Here is a 17,989-nt window from a genome sequence, read left to right as displayed (position 1 = left end):
GTCAGTGCCCCCGCAGGCTCGCGTAGAAGACCAGCCGGTACTTGCCGATCTGCACCTCGTCGCCGTTGTGCAGGGCGACGGAGTCGATCGGTTCACGGTTCACGTACGTGCCGTTGAGGCTGCCGACGTCGGAGACGGTGAAACCGTCGTGGCTCCTGCGGAATTCGACATGGCGCCGGGAGACGGTGACGTCGTCCAGGAAGATGTCGCTCTGCGGGTGCCGGCCGGCCGTCGTCAGCTCGCCGTCCAAGAGGAACCGGCTGCCGGAGTTCGGGCCTCGCCGCACGATCAGCAGAGCAGAACCCGGGGGCAGCGCTTCCACCGCGGCCTGGGCCTCGGGGGACAGCGAGGACGACACGTGCGTCTGTCCCGACACCTCGGCCTCGTAGGCCTCCAGGCCCGAGATCGAGATGGTGGACGTGGTCTCCGAGGCACGCTCCGGCGTCAGACCCGCCCGCAGCGGCGCCCCGCAGTTGGAGCAGAACCGGCTCGCCGCATCGCTGCGGTGCCCGCACCTGCTGCAAATCTGCTCGGCCGACATGGACGGCTCCTCGCGCCGCGGCTGCCCCGCGGAGGCATTGGTGGCATACGGGTCGGGGGCAAACCCTCCACCCGTACTTGAGGTTGATGGTTCACCGAAACCTATGCGTCCGGTACCGGCAGGGTCAACAGCCGACGCGCCGTGCGCGCCCGAATTGTCACCCGCCCCGGCAACCTCGTCGCGGAAGAGCGGCCGGTCGCCCTGCCCTTCCACGTCTCCACGCCCCGCGCGATGCCTGGCCGCACCGCTTTCCTCGCGGTTCTTCTTGCCGAACAACTTCTCAAACAACTTCACGGGCGATTCCCCTTGACCGAAACAGACCCGCCCGTGGGGCAGGACGAACTCCGAATGCAACACCTGCCGACCCGGACATACTTACAACGTCCGTAACCATCAGACAGTTTCCACCACGCACCGCGACTTCGGTGCGTCGACCCCCCGCAGGCATTCGCCCGCGTGAGCCCGTCTCCCGCGCCTCCCGCATCACGACGATGACGACCGAGCGTAGTCAGGCTGCTTCGCAGCCCGCAAGGCATCCACAACGATCTTCGCCGGACGTGTGACGCTGACGACGGCCTGCTCCTTCTCCAGCGACTGGACGACGCCACCGGGAATGTTGAGCGCCGGCTCCAGGTCCTGCGGCTTGCCGATCACCTTGAACTCGTAGGGCTGTGTGATCTTCTTACCGTCGATCGCGACCCCGTCCTCCTCGTCCGAGAAGTACGAGTCCGCCACGATCCGCACCCCGTTGATCTGGATCGCCTCGGCCCCGGCCGCCCGCAGCTCCTGGAGGGTGTCCAGCAGCTTGTCCGACTGCACCTGGCCCTTGGGGTCCGTGATCTTCAGCACGATCCCCGGTCCTTGCGCGGCCACCGTACCGGCCAGGATCCCGAGTTGGCGCTCCTTCTCCACGGTCTGCTTCCGGGCCTCCTCGGCCTGGTTGGAGCTGCTCTCCAGCTCCCGGCGCTGGTCGTCGAGCTTCTGCTTCTCGTCCTCCAGCCGCTTGGTCCGCCCGTCGAGCTCGTCGAGGATCCGTACGAGGTCCTCCTGACGGGCACCGCGCAGCGCGCTGGAGTCGCTGTTCGACCGCACCTGAATGGCCAGACCGAGCCCCAGGACGAACAGCAGCACCGCGACGATCAGTTGGGCACGGCTCACCCGCGGCGGCCACAACCCGGCCGCCAGCCGCTGCCGCCCGGTCTGCTCGGGGGCGGTCTGCTCGGGGGCGGTCTGCTCGGACCCGGCCGGCGCGTACCCGCCGGGCACGTGACCGCTCGACGCGGCTCCGCTCTCCTCCGGGCCCCGCTCCTCGCCCCCCGGTCCGGGCTCGTGGCCCACGGGCCCGGTCGGCGGCTCCAGCGGAGGCTGCGCCTTCGGCCGCTGTGCCGCGGCCCCGGGCTCCTCGGGCGGGGTGTCGTTCGTACTCATCGGCCTCACGCCCGAAACACGTGCCGGCGGATGGCCGCGGCGTTGGAGAAGATGCGGATGCCGAGGACGACGACCACACCCGTGGACAGCTGCGACCCGACCCCCAGCTTGTCGCCGAGGAAGACGATCAGCGCCGCCACGACCACGTTCGACAGGAACGACACCACGAAGACCTTGTCCACGAAGATGCCGTCCAGCATCGCGCGCAGGCCTCCGAACACCGCGTCCAGCGCCGCGACCACGGCGATCGGCAGATAAGGCTCCACCACGGCCGGCACTTCGGGCCGGACGAGAAGTCCGACCACCACTCCGACCACGAGGCCCAGTACCGCGATCACGATGCACCCTTCTGCTGCTCTGCTGCTGTAGCCGTACGTACGGTCAGGCTCGACGCGGCCGGAAGGCGCATCTCGGCCTCGGACGACAAGGAGTAGCGGATGCCGTAGTTCTCCTGCAGCACGTGCAGGTACTGGCCGTCCGCGGAGTCCTGGAACGCGGTCCCGAGGCGCTTCTTGTCGCCGATCGCCAGTACTTCGTACGGCGGCACCAGCGGCCTGTTGTCGACCAGTATCGCGTCACCCGCGGCCCGGATCGCCGACAGCGACGTCAGCCGCTGCCCGTTGATCGAGATCGCTTCCGCCCCCGACTGCCACAGCCCGTTGACGATCTTCTGCATATCGCGGTCGCGGAGCCGCCCGGTGTCCGAGAATCCGGCGCTCTCGCGCGGCGCGGAGCCGTCTCCGCTCGACGAGCCCTTGGCGTCGTCCACCGTCAGCTTGATACCGGGCCCGTGCACCTCGGTGGCCCCGGACAACAGCGCCACCAGCTGGCCCTGCTCGCCGCCGTACTGCTTGAGCGCCTCGCGCTGCCGGGCTGCGACGGTGTCCCGCAGCCGCTCGATGTCCCGCTCCAGACCGTCCGCGTGCGCGTCGGCCCGCTCGACCCGGTCGATGAGCTCGTGACGCTCCTTGGCCAGCACCGGCGCGGTCGCCCGCGCCTGCGCGGCGCCCAGGGTGACGACACTGGCGGCGAGCACGAGCCCGGCGGCGAGACCCAGTTTGGCCTTGAGGGTCCGCGGCAGGCCGGACGTGCCCTCGGCCTCGCGGCGGGCCGAAGCCTCCGCGTAGCCCTCGTCGAGGGAGTGGTCCATCACGTGCGTCAGCAGCGACATGGAGGCGTCCGGCCGCGCGGGAGGTGCCGAACTGCGGTTGTGAGGCGGCTGCGACATGCCGCACATCGTCGCATGTCGGCGCCGCTCCCACCGAATGCGGACGTCCGGTGGACCGGCCGGGGTCTGCGCCCCGCCCGCTCCACCGGACCTTCGGCCCTGCGCCGTTCCGTTCCGGCCTACGTCCTGCCGTACGGGCCGCTCAGTGCCCGGCGCCGTCCACGACCGCTGCCCAGCCGTCGAGCAGCGCCTGCGCGGACGCATCGTCGGGGCCTTCGGCCCACAGGTGGGTGACCGCCTCCGCCGGGTCCGGCAGCACCAGCGCCCAGCGCCCGTCGGCCTCCACGACCCGCACCCCGTCGGTGGTGTCCACCTGCCGGTCCCCGGCCGCCTCCACGACCCGCCGCATGACGAGCCCCTTCACCGCCCACGGGGTCGGCACGTCCCGCTTGAGCACGTGCGCCCGCGGGATCCGGGCATCGATCTGGCTCAGCGTGAGCTGCGTCCGCGCCACCAGGCCGATCAACTGCACGAAGGCGGCCGAGCCGTCGAAGACGCTGCTGAACTCGGGGACGATGAATCCGCCCCGCCCGTCACCGCCGAAGATGGTGTTCTCCGCCCGGCCCACCCGGGTCAGGTCGTCGGGCGAGGTCGTCGTCCACTCCACCTGGGTCCCGTGGTACGCCGCCACCTGCTCGGCGATCCGGGTCGTGGTCACCGGCAGCGCCACCTTGCCGCTGCGCTTCTCGGCGGCCACCAGATCGAGCAGCACCAGCAGCGCCCGGTCGTCCTCGATGATCCGGCCGCGCTCGTCCACGAGGGAGATCCGCTCGCCCACCGGGTCGAAGCGCACTCCGAAGGCGGCCCGCGAGGACGCCACGATCTCCCCGAGCCGCACCAGCCCCGCCCGTCGGGATTCGGCGCTCTCGGTGGGCCGGGACTCGTCGAGTCCCGGGTTCACCGTGAGGGCGTCCACCCCGAGCCGGCCCAGCAGGCTGGGCAGGACCAGGCCGGCGCTGCCGTTGGAAGCGTCCACGACCACCTTGAGCCCGGAGTCCGCGACCCCCGTGGTGTCCACGCGCCGCAGCAGCGAACCGGTGTAGGCGTCGAAGACGCTTCCCGGAAACTGCAGGTCGCCGATCTCGCCGGGGAACGCCCGCCGGTACTCCTGGCGTGCATAGACCCGGTCGAGCTTGCGCTGCTGCTGGAGGGAGAGGTCCGCCCCGCGCTCGTCGAGGAACATGATGTCGACGGAGTCCGGCACTCCCGGCGAGGTCCGCAGCACGATCCCGCCGGCGCTGCCGCGCGCGGTCTGCTGCCGCGCCACGGGCAGCGGTACGTTCTCCAGGTCCCGGACGTTGATGGCGCTGGCCTGGAGCGCCGAGATCACGGCCCGCTTGAGCGCTCGAGCGCCTCGGGAGTGGTCGCGGGCCGTGGTGACCGTCGCCCCCTTCTTCAGGGTCGTCGCGTAGGCACCGGCCAGCCGGACCACCAGCTCCGGGGTGATCTCCACGTTCAGGATCCCGGTGACCCCGCGGGCGCCGAACAGATGTGCCTGCCCCCGGGACTCCCAGATGACCGAGGTGTTGACGAAGGCGCCCGCCTCGATCGTCTTGAAGGGGTAGACCCGCACGTTCCCCTGGATGATCGATTCCTCGCCGACGAGGCACTCGTCGCCGATGACGGCCCCGTCCTCGATCCGGGCGGCCCGCATGATGTCGGTGTTCTTGCCGATGACACAGCCCCGGAGATTGCTGTGCGGCCCGATGTACACGTTGTCGTGCACGACGGCCTTGTGCAGGAACGCCCCGCTCTTCACGACGACGTTCGATCCGATGACGGTGTGCTCGCGGATCTCCACGCCGGCCTCGACCTTGGCGTAGTCCCCGATGTACAGCGGCCCGCGCAGCACCGCGTCGGGGCTCACCTCGGCCCCTTCGGCGATCCACACGCCGGGGGAGATCTCGAAGCCGTCCATGTCGACCTGGACCTTGCCCTCGAGCACGTCGGCCTGGGCCTTGACGTAGCTCTCGTGGGTGCCGACGTCCTCCCAGTAGCCCTCGGCGACGTAGCCGTAGATGGGCCGGCCTTCCTTCATCAGCTGGGGAAAGACGTCGCCGGACCAGTCGACCGAGACGTCCGCGTCCACGTAGTCGAAGATCTCCGGCTCCATGACGTAGATGCCGGTGTTGATGGTGTCCGAGAACACCTGGCCCCAGGTCGGCTTCTCGAGGAAACGCTCGACCTTGCCTTCCTCGTCCACGATGGTGATGCCGAATTCCAGCGGATTCGGCACCCGGGTGAGGCACACCGTGACGAGTCCGCCCTTCTCCTTGTGGAAACGGATCAGGTCGGTCAGGTCGAAGTCGGTGAGCGCGTCGCCGGAGATGACGAGGAACGTGTCGTCCTTCAGAGCCTCCTCGGCGTTCTTCACGCTGCCGGCGGTGCCGAGTGGCTTCTCCTCGTTGGCATAGGTGAGCTCCATTCCGAGCTCCTCGCCGTCACCGAAGTAGTTCCTGACGAGCGACGCCAGGAACTGCACGGTGACCACGGTTTCGTTGAGCCCATGCCGCTTGAGCAGCCTGAGCACGTGCTCCATGATCGGCCGGTTCGCCACCGGCAGGAGCGGCTTGGGCATGCTTGAGGTCATGGGGCGAAGCCGAGTGCCTTCGCCACCAGCCATCACGACGGCCTTCATGTCGGAAGAGTCCTCCTTGAGAGACGGCGTAAGCCGACCTCACCCGTCTCGGACGGTGACTGGACCACTCCCCCGCGTCAGTCAGGCGCCGAGCGAGCTCAATCGGCCGTGGCGTCCGCCTTCACCAGCCGGCGGACTTGCACCACGTAAAGGACTCCTGCCCACCAATAGAGGGTTGTACCCCATCCGGCGAACGCCCATCCGAAAACTGACCCCATCCAGGCCAACCAACCCGACCAGGTGCTCACCAGGAGGAAGGGGAACGCGTACATCAGGTTGAAGGTCGCGGCCTTCCCGAGGAAGTTCACCTGGGGCGGCGGATAGCCGTGCCGGCGCAGGATCCAGACCATGACCAGCAGCATCAGCTCGCGCGCGAGCAGCGCTCCGGTGAGCCAGAGCGGCAGGATCTCGCGGTACGTGAGACCGAACAGGGTGGACAGGATGTAGAGCCGGTCCGCGGCGGGATCCAGCAGCCGGCCGAGGCTGCTGATCTGGTTCCAGCGTCGTGCCAGCTTCCCGTCGAGATAGTCGCTGATCCCGCTGAGCATGAGGACGGCGAGAGCCCAGCCGTCGTGCTCGGCCAGGATCAGCCACAGGAACAGGGGTACGCCTGCGAGGCGCGCCATGCTCAGGATGTTCGGAATGGTGAAAATTCGGTCAGTCTGAACCCGAGTCTCCTGGACTTCCACCCGGGGGCCTCCACTGTGACTGTAGAAATGTCGAACGATGCCCCCTGACCCTACAGGAGCCGGTACACCGGTCCGTAAACGCAGAAAAGCCCCGCACCGAACCCGTAAGGGCTGGTGCGGGGCTTTCCCACAATGATTGTTCGGCGGCGTCCTACTCTCCCACAGGGTCCCCCCTGCAGTACCATCGGCGCTGAAAGGCTTAGCTTCCGGGTTCGGAATGTAAACCGGGCGTTTCCCTAACGCTATGACCACCGAAACACTATGAAGTTAACCAACCGGATATGAACACAGTTCGTTACTTCAGAACTAACACAGTGGACGCGAGCAACTGAGGACAAGCCCTCGGCCTATTAGTACCAGTCAGCTCCACCCGTTACCGGGCTTCCACATCTGGCCTATCAACCCAGTCGTCTACTGGGAGCCTTACCCTCTCAAGGAGGTGGGAATACTCATCTTGAAGCAGGCTTCCCGCTTAGATGCTTTCAGCGGTTATCCCTCCCGAACGTAGCCAACCAGCCATGCCCTTGGCAGGACAACTGGCACACCAGAGGTTCGTCCGTCCCGGTCCTCTCGTACTAGGGACAGCCCTTCTCAATATTCCTACGCGCACAGCGGATAGGGACCGAACTGTCTCACGACGTTCTAAACCCAGCTCGCGTACCGCTTTAATGGGCGAACAGCCCAACCCTTGGGACCGACTCCAGCCCCAGGATGCGACGAGCCGACATCGAGGTGCCAAACCATCCCGTCGATATGGACTCTTGGGGAAGATCAGCCTGTTATCCCCGGGGTACCTTTTATCCGTTGAGCGACGGCGCTTCCACAAGCCACCGCCGGATCACTAGTCCCGACTTTCGTCCCTGCTCGACCCGTCGGTCTCACAGTCAAGCTCCCTTGTGCACTTACACTCAACACCTGATTGCCAACCAGGCTGAGGGAACCTTTGGGCGCCTCCGTTACTTTTTGGGAGGCAACCGCCCCAGTTAAACTACCCATCAGACACTGTCCCTGATCCGGATCACGGACCGAGGTTAGACATCCAGCACGACCAGAGTGGTATTTCAACGACGACTCCACAACCACTGGCGTGGCCGCTTCAAAGTCTCCCACCTATCCTACACAAGCCGAACCGAACACCAATATCAAACTATAGTAAAGGTCCCGGGGTCTTTCCGTCCTGCTGCGCGAAACGAGCATCTTTACTCGTAGTGCAATTTCACCGGGCCTATGGTTGAGACAGTCGAGAAGTCGTTACGCCATTCGTGCAGGTCGGAACTTACCCGACAAGGAATTTCGCTACCTTAGGATGGTTATAGTTACCACCGCCGTTTACTGGCGCTTAAGTTCTCAGCTTCGCCACACCGAAATGTGACTAACCGGTCCCCTTAACGTTCCAGCACCGGGCAGGCGTCAGTCCGTATACATCGCCTTACGGCTTCGCACGGACCTGTGTTTTTAGTAAACAGTCGCTTCTCGCTGGTCTCTGCGGCCACCCCCAGCTCACGGAGTAAATCCGATCACCAGGACTGGCCCCCCTTCTCCCGAAGTTACGGGGGCATTTTGCCGAGTTCCTTAACCATAGTTCACCCGAACGCCTCGGTATTCTCTACCTGACCACCTGAGTCGGTTTAGGGTACGGGCCGCCATGAAACTCGCTAGAGGCTTTTCTCGACAGCATAGGATCATCCACTTCACCACAATCGGCTCGGCATCAGGTCTCAGCCTTATATGAGGGACGGATTTGCCTACCCCTCGGCCTACACCCTTACCCCGGGACTACCACCGCCCGGGCTGGACTACCTTCCTGCGTCACCCCATCGCTTACCTACTACAAGTCTGGTTCGCCGGCTCCACCACTTTCCTTTCCCCGAAGGGTCCGGAACGGCTTCACGGGCTTAGCATCGCCTGATTCGATATTGGGCGTTTCAAAGCGGGTACCGGAATATCAACCGGTTGTCCATCGACTACGCCTGTCGGCCTCGCCTTAGGTCCCGACTTACCCTGGGCAGATCAGCTTGACCCAGGAACCCTTAGTCAATCGGCGCACACGTTTCTCACGTGTGTATCGCTACTCATGCCTGCATTCTCACTCGTGAACCGTCCACAACTAGCTTCCGCTGCTGCTTCACCCGGCACACGACGCTCCCCTACCCATCACAGCAGGCGTTGGCCCTATTGCTGCAATGACACGACTTCGGCGGTACGCTTGAGCCCCGCTACATTGTCGGCGCGGAATCACTTGACCAGTGAGCTATTACGCACTCTTTCAAGGGTGGCTGCTTCTAAGCCAACCTCCTGGTTGTCTCTGCGACTCCACATCCTTTCCCACTTAGCGTACGCTTAGGGGCCTTAGTCGATGCTCTGGGCTGTTTCCCTCTCGACCATGGAGCTTATCCCCCACAGTCTCACTGCCACGCTCTCACTTACCGGCATTCGGAGTTTGGCTAAGGTCAGTAACCCGGTAGGGCCCATCGCCTATCCAGTGCTCTACCTCCGGCAAGAAACACGTGACGCTGCACCTAAATGCATTTCGGGGAGAACCAGCTATCACGGAGTTTGATTGGCCTTTCACCCCTAACCACAGGTCATCCCCCAGGTTTTCAACCCTGGTGGGTTCGGTCCTCCACGAAGTCTTACCTCCGCTTCAACCTGCCCATGGCTAGATCACTCCGCTTCGGGTCTAGAGCGTGCAACTCAATCGCCCTATTCGGACTCGCTTTCGCTACGGCTTCCCCACACGGGTTAACCTCGCTACACACCGCTAACTCGCAGGCTCATTCTTCAAAAGGCACGCAGTCACGACCGTTATTCCGAAGAATAACGGCGACGCTCCCACGGCTTGTAGGCACACGGTTTCAGGTACTATTTCACTCCGCTCCCGCGGTACTTTTCACCATTCCCTCACGGTACTATCCGCTATCGGTCACCAGGGAATATTTAGGCTTAGCGGGTGGTCCCGCCAGATTCACACGGGATTTCTCGGGCCCCGTGCTACTTGGGAGATTCTTAAGCAAGCCGCTGATGTTTCGTCTACGGGGGTCTTACCCTCTACGCCGGACCTTTCGCATGTCCTTCGACTACATCAACGGTTTCTGACTCGCCGACCGGCCGGCAGACCGATCAAAAGAATTCCCACAACCCCGCATGCGCAACCCCTGCCGGGTATCACACGCATACGGTTTGGCCTCATCCGGTTTCGCTCGCCACTACTCCCGGAATCACGGTTGTTTTCTCTTCCTGCGGGTACTGAGATGTTTCACTTCCCCGCGTTCCCTCCACACTGCCTATGTGTTCAGCAGTGGGTGACAGCCCATGACGACTGCCGGGTTTCCCCATTCGGACACCCCCGGATCAAAGCTCAGTTGGCAGCTCCCCGGGGCCTATCGCGGCCTCTCACGTCCTTCATCGGTTCCTGGTGCCAAGGCATCCACCGTGCGCCCTTAAAAACTTGGCCTACAGATGCTCGCGTCCACTGTGTAGTTCTCAAGCAACGACCAGCCACCCATCACCCTCATCCGAAGACGAAGTTCACTGGGGCCGGCATCGCGAAGATAAAGCCTTACGGCCGTACCCTCAGATACCCAACAACGTGCCAAGCACCAGACCTCTTCCGAATCCTCTTTCCACGCCGAAGCAGTACTCGAGAATCATCAGATCATCTGGTGCCAACTAATCAACGTTCCACCCTGAGCTGACCGTGCAGAACGTTTGTCTGCAATCGGTACTGTGCTCCTTAGAAAGGAGGTGATCCAGCCGCACCTTCCGGTACGGCTACCTTGTTACGACTTCGTCCCAATCGCCAGTCCCACCTTCGACAGCTCCCTCCCTTACGGGTTGGGCCACCGGCTTCGGGTGTTACCGACTTTCGTGACGTGACGGGCGGTGTGTACAAGGCCCGGGAACGTATTCACCGCAGCAATGCTGATCTGCGATTACTAGCAACTCCGACTTCATGGGGTCGAGTTGCAGACCCCAATCCGAACTGAGACCGGCTTTTTGAGATTCGCTCCACCTCACGGTATCGCAGCTCATTGTACCGGCCATTGTAGCACGTGTGCAGCCCAAGACATAAGGGGCATGATGACTTGACGTCGTCCCCACCTTCCTCCGAGTTGACCCCGGCGGTCTCCTGTGAGTCCCCATCACCCCGAAGGGCATGCTGGCAACACAGGACAAGGGTTGCGCTCGTTGCGGGACTTAACCCAACATCTCACGACACGAGCTGACGACAGCCATGCACCACCTGTATACCGACCACAAGGGGGGCACTATCTCTAATGCTTTCCGGTATATGTCAAGCCTTGGTAAGGTTCTTCGCGTTGCGTCGAATTAAGCCACATGCTCCGCTGCTTGTGCGGGCCCCCGTCAATTCCTTTGAGTTTTAGCCTTGCGGCCGTACTCCCCAGGCGGGGAACTTAATGCGTTAGCTGCGGCACCGACGACGTGGAATGTCGCCAACACCTAGTTCCCAACGTTTACGGCGTGGACTACCAGGGTATCTAATCCTGTTCGCTCCCCACGCTTTCGCTCCTCAGCGTCAGTAATGGCCCAGAGATCCGCCTTCGCCACCGGTGTTCCTCCTGATATCTGCGCATTTCACCGCTACACCAGGAATTCCGATCTCCCCTACCACACTCTAGCTAGCCCGTATCGAATGCAGACCCGAGGTTAAGCCTCGGGCTTTCACATCCGACGTGACAAGCCGCCTACGAGCTCTTTACGCCCAATAATTCCGGACAACGCTTGCGCCCTACGTATTACCGCGGCTGCTGGCACGTAGTTAGCCGGCGCTTCTTCTGCAGGTACCGTCACTTTCGCTTCTTCCCTGCTGAAAGAGGTTTACAACCCGAAGGCCGTCATCCCTCACGCGGCGTCGCTGCATCAGGCTTTCGCCCATTGTGCAATATTCCCCACTGCTGCCTCCCGTAGGAGTCTGGGCCGTGTCTCAGTCCCAGTGTGGCCGGTCGCCCTCTCAGGCCGGCTACCCGTCGTCGCCTTGGTGGGCCATTACCCCACCAACAAGCTGATAGGCCGCGGGCTCATCCTTCACCGCCGGAGCTTTTAACCCCCGCCCATGCAGGCAGGAGTGTTATCCGGTATTAGACCCCGTTTCCAGGGCTTGTCCCAGAGTGAAGGGCAGATTGCCCACGTGTTACTCACCCGTTCGCCACTAATCCACCCCGAAGGGCTTCATCGTTCGACTTGCATGTGTTAAGCACGCCGCCAGCGTTCGTCCTGAGCCAGGATCAAACTCTCCATGAATGTTTACCCGTAATCGGGTGCACACGCACTTAGAGCGGGACAGTCATGTCGGAATAAGACCGACCGTCCACTGCGTCCTCGCTGTGTAATTGCCTGCAAGCACCACAGCCGAAGCTGCGACCTCACAGGTCTTTTTCAAAGGAACCTCATCCACCGAAATGGACGGGGTATCAACTTTTTGGCGTTGATTTTTGGCACGCTGTTGAGTTCTCAAGGAACGGACGCTTCCTTTGTACTCACCCTCTCGGGCTTTCCTCCGGGCTTTCGTTCTGTTCTTGCGTTTCAGACTCTATCAGAGTCTGTCTCGCTCGTTTTCCGCCTTCCAGGTCATCCGCTTTCGCGTCTTCCCTTTCCGGCGGGTCCGACTCTATCAGCCCTTTTCCTTCTCTCTGACCACTCTCCGTTTTGCCGAATAGGCATGCGGAAAGAAGGAGAGATCAAGATCGGAACTAGAGAGAGGAGGAGTCCCGTCCATCGGCCGTTCGCGAAATGTTCACGCGGGGCTTCCTGGCGGGAGTCACGACAGTACAGGTCGGGCAGGGCCCAAGCAAATCGATTCAGGCGTATGGTCTAGTCCACCGGTCTAGTCCACTAGTCTCCGTGCCGAAGGACCAGTCCAGTTCGGGACCAACATCGGGCGAACCCGAACATCTTGTGACTTATCCTTCTGGAGAGTACGCCGTTCGCGACAGGTAGTGACGGCGACACGACGAAGCCCCACCCCTGGGAGGCCCCCATGACCAGCGTGACGTCCCCACTTGCCGGGACCGCCATCGGACTCGCGGCAGTGCCCGATCCGGTGTTCTCCGGCGCGATGGTGGGACCGGGTACCGCCATTGATCCCGTGCGCGAGCCTTCGGCGGCTGTGTCCCCCGTGGACGGTGTAGTGGTCTCCCTGCACCCGCACGCGTACGTCGTCGTCGACGGCGAAGGCCACGGTGTGCTCACGCACCTGGGCATCGACACCGTCCAGCTCAACGGCGAGGGCTTCGAGCTGCTCGTCAACAAGGGCGACACCGTGACCCGCGGCCAGGAGGTCATTCGCTGGGACCCCGCGGCCGTCGAGGCTGCCGGCAAGTCCCCCATCTGCCCCGTCGTAGCGCTGGAAGCGACTGCCGACTCCCTCACTGACGTCGTCGAGGCCGGAGACATGAAGGCCGGAGACGTTCTCTTCGGCTGGCAGTGACACATCCGCCTGCTCGGGCGAACTGGACATCCAACGCGGCGGGTGGACCCGCCGCTCAATCGGAGACGGGTGAAATGGAGACAACGCTGCGAGGCGTCGGCGTGAGCCACGGTGTGGCGATCGGCGAGGTTCGGCACATGGGCACGGCGGTTCTCGAACCGCCGGCGAAGCAGATCACCGCGGACGAGGCGGAGCGCGAGCAGGGGCGCGCCCGTCAGGCCGTGGAAGCTGTCTCGGCCGACCTGATCGCCCGGGGCCAGCTGGCCGGTGGCGAGGCCCAGCACGTGCTCGAGGCCCAGGCGATGATCGCCACGGACCCCGAGCTCATGGCGGACGTCGACCGGCGCATCGCCGTCGGCAGCACTGCCGAGCGCGGTGTGTACGACGCGTTCGCCGCCTACCGTGACCTGCTCGCCGGTGCGGGTGAGTACATGGCCGGCCGCGTGGCCGACCTGGACGACGTGCGCAACCGCATCGTCGCGCGCCTGCTCGGCGTGCCGATGCCGGGTGTGCCCGACAGCGACGAGCCGTACGTGCTGATCGCGCGGGACCTGGCTCCCGCCGACACCGCTCTGCTCGACCCGGCGCTGGTCCTCGGTTTCGTGACCGAGGAAGGCGGCCCGACCAGCCACAGCGCGATCCTCGCGCGGGCGCTGGGCGTGCCGGCCATCGTGGCGCTGCCGGGTGCCGGTGAGATCGCCGAAGGTACGGTCATCGCCGTCGACGGCAGCACCGGCGACCTGTTCGTGGAGCCGAGCGCGGCAAAGCGGGCCGAGCTGGAGGCGGCGGCCGCCGAGCGCAAGGCGGCTCTCTCCGCTTCTTCCGGTCCGGGCGCCACGTCCGACGGTCACAAGGTTCCGCTGCTCGCCAACATCGGCGGTCCGGCGGACGTGCCGGCGGCCGTCGATGCCGGGGCCGAGGGTGTGGGCCTGTTCCGCACCGAGTTCCTCTTCCTGGACGACAGCAAGCACGCGCCGACCGAAGAGAAGCAGATCGAGTCGTACCGCAAGGTCCTCGAAGCCTTCCCCGAGGGTCGTGTCGTCGTACGCGTACTGGATGCCGGCGCCGACAAGCCGCTGGACTTCCTGACCCCGGCCGACGAGCCGAACCCGGCTCTGGGTGTCCGTGGTCTGCGTTCGCTGCTCGACCACCCTGACGTGCTGCGTACGCAGCTCACCGCGCTGGCCAAGGCCGCCGAGGGGCTGCCGGTCTACCTCGAGGTCATGGCCCCGATGGTGGCCGACCGCATCGACGCCAAGGCGTTCGCGGACGCGTGCCGCGAGGCCGGTCTGAAGGCGAAGTTCGGTGCGATGGTGGAGATCCCCTCCGCCGCGCTGCGGGCGCGCTCGATCCTCCAGGAGGTCGAGTTCCTCTCGCTGGGCACCAATGACCTGGCCCAGTACGCCTTCGCCGCCGACCGTCAGGTCGGTGCCGTATCGCGGCTGCAGGACCCGTGGCAGCCCGCGCTGCTCGACCTGATCGCCATGTCGGCCGAGGCCGCCAAGGCCGAGGGCAAGAGCTGCGGCGTCTGTGGCGAGGCCGCCTCCGACCCGCTGCTGGCCTGTGTGCTGACGGGTCTGGGTGTCACCTCTCTTTCGATGGGTGCCGCTTCGATTCCCTACGTGCGGGCGACGCTGGCCAAGTACACCCTCGCGCAGTGCGAGCGTGCGGCTGCCGCCGCGCGTGCCTCGGACACCGCCGAGGAGGCCCGGGTCGCCGCCCAGGCCGTGCTGTCCGGCGAGTAGGAAGTAGAAGGACCGCGCCGGTTGGTGTGGAGCGACGTTCGAGGGGCCTTCGCCGGTGGCGGGGGCCCCTCGGCCGTTGCCGGGTGGGCGGGGTGCGCCCGGCTCAGTGGTGCGGGCCCGGTTCGTCCACCTCGTAGCCGGGGCAGTATTCGACGCCGGGCTCGGGGCCCACGGGCTCTCCGGTGTCGGCGTCGGTGCAGTAGGCGTTGAAGACCGCCGCCGCCGAGAGCGGTACCAGGCGGCCGCAGTCCAGGCGCCAGCCGTGGACGCGGTCCCGGTCTCCCTCGGTGGTGGTGCGCAGGACCAGTCCCCCGGGTCCGCCGAGGGCCAGGCCCGCGGCGAGGACGGTCACGAAGTCGAGGCCGTCGCGGCCGTCGACCCGGGGCCGGCCGCCGGGGCCGGTGTCGGTGTCCGCGTGCAGGACCGCCACGAGCTGTTCCTCCGGGGCCGGGACGCTGCACACCAGGTGGTGGTGGCCCGGACCGGCCCGGTCCACGAGGCGCCGGAGCGCCTCGGCGGCGCGCTCGAAGGAGGCGGTCCCGATGTCCTCCCCGCAGTCGGCGCAGCGGCCCACTTCGGCCAGCAGCGAGCTCGCGTACTCCCAGGTGGCCTGCCGGACGGCCGAGTCCACGAGGAGCGGTACCAGTTCGTCGATGGGCTGGCCGGCGTAGGGGAGGCCGCCGGTGGCGCCGCCCAGTTCGGCGGTGAAGCGGGTGCGGGCCCCGGGGGTGTCCGGGTCCAGTCCGCGGTCCGCGCAGAAGTCGGCGTACTCCACCGGGTCGAAGAGGGCGACGGTGATGTGGATGCCCCGGGCCGCGAGGGAGCGGAGCAGCCGGTCCACGTGGTCCAGGTAGTCGCGGTGGTCGTCGAAGGTGAAGCTGCGGTACGCCCGCATGGCCGCGAAGTCCCCGGCGTCGGCCAGGAGGCCGACGGTGCTGGGGACTTCGCGGCGCAGGGTGCGGCGCCTGCCGGTGCGGGCGGGACGCCCCGTGGTGGTGGCGGTCCCGGTGTCGTTCGAGCGTGGCATGGTTCCCCCTGAGTGGCGCGATCACTTTCTCACTCAGAGTAACCATCGCCACTGACAGTGGCCTCTCGCGTCAGCCGCGGGTGCGGGCGAGCGCCTCGTAGAAGTGCAGGAGGTCGAGGTTGTCCACCGAACCGGGGTTGACCGCCTTGGCCATGGGGGCGCCCTGGAGGAGGCGCTTGACCGGGACCTCGATGCGCTTGCCGGTGAGGGTGTGGGGGATGCCGGGGACCTCGATGATCTCGTCGGGGACGTGGCGCGGGGAGAGCTCCTCGCGGATCGTGGCCTTGATCCGGGAGCGGAGGGCGTCGTCGAGGACGGCCCCGGGCACGAGGTGGACGAAGAGCGGCATCCAGTACTCGCCGTTCGGCTCCTCCAGGCCAATGACCAGGGATTCCTTGATTTCGGGCAGTCGCTCCACGGCCTCGTAGATGTCGGCGGAGCCCATCCGGACGCCCTGCCGGTTCAGGGTGGAGTCGGAGCGGCCGTGGATGACGACGGAGCCGTGGTCGGTGATCGTGATCCAGTCTCCGTGGCGCCAGGTGCCGGGGAACATCTCGAAGTAGCTGTCGCGGTAGCGGCTGCCGTCCGGGTCGTTCCAGAAGCGGATCGGCATGGACGGCATGGGGTTGGTGACGACGAGCTCGCCGACCTCCCCGATGACGGGCTTGCCGGAGGGGTCCCAGGCCTGGAGGTCCGTGCCCAGGCAGGCGGCCTGGAGCTCGCCGATGTGCACGGGGAGGGTGGGGACGGCGCCGGCGAAGCAGCTGCAGACGTCGGTGCCGCCGCTGACGGAGGCGATCCAGAGGTCCTCGGCCACCTCGTCGTGGAGCCAGCGGAAGCCGTCGGGCGGCAGCGGGGATCCGGTGGTGGCCACGCACTTCACCGCGGAGAGGTCGAAGTCGCGGGAGGGATGGACCTCCGCCTTGCGACAAGCCATGACGTAGGCGGCGGAGGTCCCGTACAGCGTGGCCCCGGTCCGCTCCGCGATGCGCCACTGGGCACCGGTGTCGGGAAAGCCCGGGCTGCCGTCGTAGAGCACGACCGTGGTTCCGGTGAGCAGGCCGGAGACGAGGAAGTTCCACATCATCCAGCCGGTGGAGGTGTACCAGAAGAAGCGGTCCTCGGGTCCCAGGTCGCAGTGCAGGCCGAGCTGCTTGAGGTGTTCGAGGAGGATGCCGCCCTGCGACTGGACGATGGCCTTGGGCAGGCCGGTGGTGCCGGAGGAGTAGAGGACCCAGAGCGGGTGGTCGAAGGGGACCGGTTCGAAGACGGGCTCGGCCTCGCCCGAGGTGAGGGCCGACCATTCGAGGGCGCCCGCGGGGGCCGGCGTACCGAGGAGCGGGATGTGGACGACGGCGCGCAGCGAGGGGAGCTCGGCGCGCAGTTCGGCGACGGTGTCGCGGCGGTCGTGTTCCTTGCCGCCGTAGCGGTAGCCGTCGACGGTGAAGAGGACCACCGGCTCCACCTGCTGGAAGCGGTCCAGGACGCTTCGCGCGCCGAAATCGGGGGCGCAGGAGGTCCAGACGGCGCCGACGGCGGCGGTGGCGAGGAGTGCGGTGACGGCCTCGGGGATGTTGGGGAGGTAGCCGCTGACCCGGTCGCCGGGGCGCACGCCGAGGGCGCGCAGTTCGGCGGCGAGCGAGCCGACCTGGCGGCGGAGCTCGGCCCAGGTGACGGGGGTGGGTTCGTGGGTCTCGTCCACGTGGAGCAGCGCCGCGTCGGCGGCGCGGGCCGGGTCCTCGGCGGCGCGCAGGGCGTGCTCGGCGTAGTTGAGGGTGGCGCCCTTGAACCAGACGGCGCCCGGCATGGAGCGGTCCGCGAGGACGGACTCGTACGGGGTGGTGAACCGTACGTCGAACCACTCGGCGACGGCCTGCCAGAAGGTGTCCAGCTCGTCGACGGACCAGCTGTGCAGGGCCGGGTAGCCGCCGTCCGCGGGGGCGCCGTGGTGTTCGGCGGCCCAGGACTGGAAGGCGGTGATCCGGGCCGCGGCGATCCGGTCGGGGCCCGGGGACCAGAGGGGCTCGGAGGAGGTGGCTGCTGCGGTCATGCGTCGGCTCCCGGTCACGTCTGCGGTTCGCGCTTCGTGGGCGTGTCGTGGTCTGGCGTGTGGTGTGACATGTGGTGTTCGTACGGTGCCATCGCGCGCGGGGTGTGCGCACGGGGGCTCACAGGGACGATGCCATGTGATCGACATCCGCACCAGAGCCGTCATCGGCGGTCGGCAGTGATCCTTTTGCGGGTG

Annotated in this window: 10 protein-coding genes and 3 rRNA genes; 2 read left to right on the top strand and 11 right to left on the bottom strand. The window is 65.8% G+C overall.

Features of this window, described 5'->3' with window-relative positions:
- Position 1: 1 nt before the first annotated feature.
- The 9 genes from ACE1OC_RS33730 to ACE1OC_RS33690 form a co-directional block, all read right to left on the bottom strand.
- Positions 2 to 541 carry an FHA domain-containing protein gene (locus ACE1OC_RS33730; RefSeq protein WP_274547808.1) on the bottom strand — a complete coding sequence of 180 codons (540 nt, stop codon included), beginning with the start codon at positions 539 to 541 and terminating at the stop codon, positions 2 to 4.
- 483 nt (positions 542 to 1,024) lie between these two features.
- Positions 1,025 to 1,969, bottom strand: a complete 945-nt coding sequence (locus ACE1OC_RS33725) for a DUF881 domain-containing protein (protein ID WP_407840147.1) — start codon at positions 1,967 to 1,969, stop codon at positions 1,025 to 1,027.
- Between the two features lie 5 nt (positions 1,970 to 1,974).
- The gene (locus ACE1OC_RS33720; protein ID WP_112452698.1) at positions 1,975 to 2,307 is read right to left on the bottom strand and encodes a small basic family protein; all 333 of its coding nucleotides are present in this window, start codon (positions 2,305 to 2,307) and stop codon (positions 1,975 to 1,977) included.
- A complete protein-coding gene (locus tag ACE1OC_RS33715; protein WP_407840146.1) occupies positions 2,304 to 3,206 on the bottom strand; it encodes a DUF881 domain-containing protein in 903 nt (300 codons plus the stop codon). Before ACE1OC_RS33715 ends, ACE1OC_RS33720 begins: the two co-directional genes overlap by 4 nt.
- A 133-nt stretch (positions 3,207 to 3,339) precedes the next feature.
- Positions 3,340 to 5,835 carry a mannose-1-phosphate guanyltransferase gene (locus ACE1OC_RS33710; RefSeq protein WP_250745187.1) on the bottom strand — a complete coding sequence of 832 codons (2,496 nt, stop codon included), beginning with the start codon at positions 5,833 to 5,835 and terminating at the stop codon, positions 3,340 to 3,342.
- A 98-nt stretch (positions 5,836 to 5,933) separates the two neighbouring features.
- The gene (locus ACE1OC_RS33705) at positions 5,934 to 6,524 is read right to left on the bottom strand and encodes a CDP-alcohol phosphatidyltransferase family protein (RefSeq protein ID WP_250745186.1); all 591 of its coding nucleotides are present in this window, start codon (positions 6,522 to 6,524) and stop codon (positions 5,934 to 5,936) included.
- A 138-nt stretch (positions 6,525 to 6,662) separates the two neighbouring features.
- Positions 6,663 to 6,780: ribosomal RNA gene (gene rrf, locus ACE1OC_RS33700) — 5S ribosomal RNA — on the bottom strand.
- Between the two features lie 74 nt (positions 6,781 to 6,854).
- Positions 6,855 to 9,978: ribosomal RNA gene (locus tag ACE1OC_RS33695) — 23S ribosomal RNA — on the bottom strand.
- 283 nt (positions 9,979 to 10,261) lie between these two features.
- Positions 10,262 to 11,786, bottom strand: a 16S ribosomal RNA gene (locus ACE1OC_RS33690).
- The 16S, 23S and 5S rRNA genes sit together here, the layout of an rRNA operon.
- Positions 11,787 to 12,522: 736 nt before the next feature.
- Between ACE1OC_RS33690 and ACE1OC_RS33685 the strand changes: the two genes are divergently transcribed.
- Complete coding sequence (locus tag ACE1OC_RS33685; protein ID WP_407840145.1) at positions 12,523 to 12,972, top strand: PTS sugar transporter subunit IIA; 450 nt, start codon at positions 12,523 to 12,525, stop codon at positions 12,970 to 12,972.
- 74 nt (positions 12,973 to 13,046) lie between these two features.
- A complete protein-coding gene (gene ptsP, locus ACE1OC_RS33680) occupies positions 13,047 to 14,717 on the top strand; it encodes a phosphoenolpyruvate--protein phosphotransferase (protein WP_407840144.1) in 1,671 nt (556 codons plus the stop codon).
- 103 nt (positions 14,718 to 14,820) lie between these two features.
- On the opposite strand, the gene ACE1OC_RS33675 is transcribed toward ptsP, so the two are convergent.
- Together ACE1OC_RS33675 and ACE1OC_RS33670 are read right to left on the bottom strand one after the other, a co-directional pair.
- Positions 14,821 to 15,744, bottom strand: a complete 924-nt coding sequence (locus ACE1OC_RS33675) for a hypothetical protein (RefSeq protein ID WP_407840143.1) — start codon at positions 15,742 to 15,744, stop codon at positions 14,821 to 14,823.
- A 70-nt stretch (positions 15,745 to 15,814) separates the two neighbouring features.
- On the bottom strand, positions 15,815 to 17,794 hold the full coding sequence (locus ACE1OC_RS33670) for an acetoacetate--CoA ligase (RefSeq protein WP_407840142.1): 1,980 nt from the start codon (positions 17,792 to 17,794) through the stop codon (positions 15,815 to 15,817).
- Between the last annotated feature and the right edge of the window lie 195 nt (positions 17,795 to 17,989).

Origin of the sequence: Streptomyces stoeckheimensis (genome assembly GCF_045822005.1) — a bacterium.
GTDB classification, from domain to species: Bacteria; Actinomycetota; Actinomycetes; order Streptomycetales; family Streptomycetaceae; genus Streptomyces; species Streptomyces stoeckheimensis.
The sequence above is the reverse complement of the archived record's forward strand: the minus strand, read 5'-3'. Positions and strand labels throughout refer to the sequence as shown.